General features: G+C 76.5%; 4 protein-coding genes and 1 pseudogene (1 of these 5 cut by a window edge). 3 read left to right on the forward strand and 2 right to left on the reverse strand.

Annotated elements, in window-relative coordinates:
• From LCD33_RS05025 to LCD33_RS05035, 3 genes and pseudogenes are all read left to right on the forward strand, one after another.
• Positions 1-384: pseudogene (locus LCD33_RS05025) on the forward strand (hypothetical protein); the annotation flags it as partial.
• Between the two features lie 9 nt (positions 385-393).
• Positions 394-741: a hypothetical protein gene (locus tag LCD33_RS05030; protein WP_224957483.1), complete on the forward strand. Its 348-nt coding sequence runs from the start codon at positions 394-396 to the stop codon at positions 739-741.
• Positions 738-1,538, forward strand: a complete 801-nt coding sequence (locus LCD33_RS05035; RefSeq protein WP_224957485.1) for an ESX secretion-associated protein EspG — start codon at positions 738-740, stop codon at positions 1,536-1,538. Before LCD33_RS05030 ends, LCD33_RS05035 begins: the two co-directional genes overlap by 4 nt.
• A 48-nt stretch (positions 1,539-1,586) precedes the next feature.
• Here LCD33_RS05035 and LCD33_RS05040 read toward each other — a convergent pair whose 3' ends face one another.
• Entirely contained in the window at positions 1,587-2,792 is a 1,206-nt protein-coding gene (locus LCD33_RS05040) for a cytochrome P450 (protein ID WP_224968905.1), read from the reverse strand.
• Positions 2,793-2,890: 98 nt separating this feature from the next.
• On the reverse strand, positions 2,891-3,631 hold the 3' portion of the coding sequence (locus LCD33_RS05045; RefSeq protein WP_224977561.1) for an SDR family NAD(P)-dependent oxidoreductase. The gene runs 522 nt beyond the window's last position; the window shows 741 of its 1,263 coding nt (coding positions 523-1,263); its start codon lies beyond the right edge, outside the window; its stop codon occupies positions 2,891-2,893.

Raw genomic sequence — 3,631 nt, forward strand, 5'->3', positions numbered from 1 at the left:
CCCCCGCCCCGGGGGGAGGCGCCCGCCGCGACGACCGCGGCGGGGTTCGGCGCGAGCTCGGCGGCGGGCACCGGTGGCGGGTTCGGCGGTGCGTCCGGTGGCGGGGTGCCGTGGGGGAAGCTCGTCGGCGGCGGACCGCTCGACGCGGCACTGGCACCCGGCGGGCGCGCGGGGATCGGCGGTGCGGCCGGGCGGTTCGGCGGTGCCGCGCTGGGCGCGTCCCCGGCGGGCCGGTCCGGTGGGCGCGGCGGCATGGCCCCGGCCGGGGCGGGCGCCCGGGGCCGGGACGAGGAATCCGGCGAGCACCGCAACCGGTTGCCCGTCGTCGACCAGCGGCTCTTCGACGTCGACGAGCCGGTGATGCCCCCGGTGATCGGGGAGTGAGGATCGAGCATGACCACTGGGGACGTTCCGGGCGGCGGTTTCCAGCTGACACCGGAGGAACTGGACGCGCAGGTCGCCGCGCTCGCCGCGATCGGCGGGGACACCGCGGGCCTGCTGCGCACCGCGGGTGAACTGGCGCAGCGGCTGCCGCTGCTCGGCACGGCGCCACCGGCGCTGCACCTGGCGATGCGGTTGCGCGCGGAAGCGGGCGCGACCGGCCTGACCGGGGAGGTCGGTGCCACCGACACCGGCGTCAACGAGTTCCACACCGCGCTGCGCCGGACCGTGACCGGCTACCGGGACCGCGAGGCGGAGGCCAGCCGGGCGCTGCGCGCGGCGGCCGGGGGCGAATCGTGATCGCCACCGCCGAGGGCGTCCGGTTCGGGCTGGTCGAGCTGGACCTGCTCGCCACGCACGCCGGGGTGGCCTGCCCGTTCCCGCTGCAGGTGCCGTCGTTCGGCCGGATCGCGGGCGAGCGGGAGGTGCTGCTGCGCACGGCCGGTCAGACGCTGGAGCTGCGCGGCCTCGCCGACGGTTCCGGTCCCACCGGGGCGGCGGCGGACCTGGCGGACGCGCTGGGTGAGCACCGGGCGGCGATCGACCTGCTGCTCACCGGGCCGGACGGGACCACCGCGGTCGCGGTGCTGTTGCACCGGTCGTGGGCGGCGCTCTGCCTCCGCCCGCTCGGCGATGCGCTGTCCGGCCAGGTGGAGGTGCGTTGGATCGGGCAGGACGACCTGGTCCGCGCCGTGCTGGGGATGCTGCCGAGGCTCGGCGGGGCCCGCACGATGCCGATCACCCTGCCCGCGCGGGCGGTGCACGGGGCGGCCGGGGTGCTCGACGAGGTGGACCGGGACGCCGAACGGCAGCGGCGGCTCCGGGAGCTGGTGCGCGACTGCGGCGGCGATCCCGCGCAGCTCGACCAGCTCGTCCGGGTGCTGCCGGTGGTGACCGGGCGCGGGCAGCTCGGCGCCACCCGGCGCGGCCGGGGCGGCGTGGTCCGGGACGGCACCGAACTGTCCTGGGTGGACGGTCCGGCCGGGCGGCTGCGGATCGGCACCGCGGGCGGCTGGGTGAGCGTCAACCCGTTGCGCCCGCCCGATCTGGAGGTCGCGGTCACCGAGCTGGTGGGCGCCGCCAGGTCGGCCCGCTGAGCGGCCGGCCGCCGCGGGGCCCCGGCCGCCCGAGCTCGGCGCTCCGGTTCACCAGGTGACCGGCAGCTCCTTGAGGCCGTAGATGGCGTGGTCGCTGGCGAACGCCACCTCGTCCTCCGGGATCGCCAGCCGCAGCTGCGGGAACCGCCGCAGCAGCGCGGGGAACGCGATGCGCATCTCCATCCGCGCCAGCGGCGCGCCGATGCAGTGGTGGATGCCGTGCCCGAAGCCGACGTGCGGGCTCGCGGACCGCGTGACGTCCAGCAGCTCAGGGTCGTCGAGCAGTTCCGGGTCCCGGTTGGCGGCGGGCAGGTTGAACGACACGAGGTCACCGCGGCGGATCGTGGCGCCCGCCAGCTCCACGTCCCGGGTCGCCATCCGCGGCGAGCCGCTGCCGACGACGCTGAGCCACCGCAGCAGTTCTTCGACGGCGCCCGGCACGCGATCCGGTTCGTCGCGCACGATGCGCAGCTGCTCGGGGTGGCGCAGCAGCGCGAGCGTGCCGAGGCCGAGCATGTTCGAGGTGGTCTCGTGCCCGGCGACGAGCAGCAGGTTCCCGATGCCGATCAGCTCGGCGTTGCTCAGCTCCGCGTCGTGGTCCCGGATGAGCATGCCGAGCAGGTCCTCGCCCGGGTCCTGCCGCGCCCGGGCGACGAGCTCGGTCATGTACGCGAGGGACTGCCGGGACAGCTCGACCTTCTCCTCCTCCGGGAGGGTGGTGTCGAGCTGGCGGTTGGTGCGCTCCTGGAACTCGGGCCGGTCGGTGGGCGGCACGCCGAGCAGTTCGCAGATGACCAGCGAGGGGATCGGCAGCGCGTACTGGGCGACGAGGTCGGCGGGCGGGCCGTGGCGTTCGAGCGCGTCCAGGTGCTCGTCGACGATCTCGACGATGCGCGGTTCGAGGCGGCGCATCCGGCGGACGGTGAACTCGGGGGTGAGCATCCGGCGCAGCCGGGTGTGGTCCGGCGGGTCGAGCGCGAGCAGGTTGCCGCTGCGCTCCCCGGAGAGCTGCCGCGGGTCGCGCCGCGCGCCGTCCAGGTCCTCCGGGCCCCAGCCGTTGCGGAAGGCGTCGGCGTCGCCGAGCATGCGCCGCACGTCGGCGTGCCGGGTGAGCAGCCAGGCGGACGGGCCGAACGGGGTGCGGATCCGGGTGATCCCGTCGCGCGAGCGCAGCGCGGCGACGTCCGGCGCCGGGTCGAAACCGGTGCGGCGCGTGGAGATCGGCTGGTCGTTCGGCGGGGCTGGCTGGCTCACGCGGGCTCCTGGTGGTGGGGTGGCAGTGCCCACGAGACTAATTCAGTCGATTGACTGAAAGCAAGTGCGGCACGCCGCCCCGCCGCGAACGGGTGTCCTCATTGGACGGACCAGCCCCCGTCGGAGGGCAGCAGCACGCCGTTGAGGTTCACCGAATCCTCGCTGAGCAGGAACGCGATCGACGCGGCCACGTGCTCCGGCTCGGCGATGTGCGGCAGCGCCGCCAGCGTCGGCTCGATCCGCTCCCGGCCCAGCGCCGAGTTCATCGCGCCCTCGATGCCCGTCGCCACTCCGCCCGGCGCCACCGAGTTCACCCGGATCCCGTCCGGGCCGTACATGAACGCCGCGCTGCGGGTCAGTCCGACCACCGCGTGCTTCGACGCGGTGTAGGCGGTGCCCGCGGTCGAGCCGCGCAGCGCCGCCTCCGAGGACACGTTGACGATCGAACCCCGCCCGGCGGCGCGCATCAGCGGCAGCACCGCGCGGGTCAGCCGGAACGCGCCGTGCAGGTTGACCTCGAAGACCCGGTGCCACAGCTCGTCGTCCACCTCGTGCAGCGGCACCATCCCGTCGGTGATCCCGGCGATGTTGGCGAGCGCGTCGACCCTGCCGTCCGCGGCGGCCACGATCGCCGCGATCCCGTCCGGGTCGGTGATGTCGGCGCGGACCGGCACCACCTCGTGCTCGGCGTGCTCGGCGACCAGCGCGTCGAGGCGGCCCCGGGGGGGGGCGGGCGCCCCCCCCCCGCCCCCCCCGGGGGGGCCCCGGGGGGGGGGGGGCCCGGCCGGGGGGGGGCCCCCCGGGGGGGGGGTGGGGGGGGGGGCGGGGGGCCGGCCGCG

The sequence above is a fragment of the Saccharopolyspora sp. 7B genome (assembly GCF_020177435.1).
GTDB lineage: Bacteria > Actinomycetota > Actinomycetes > Mycobacteriales > Pseudonocardiaceae > Saccharopolyspora_C > Saccharopolyspora_C gregorii.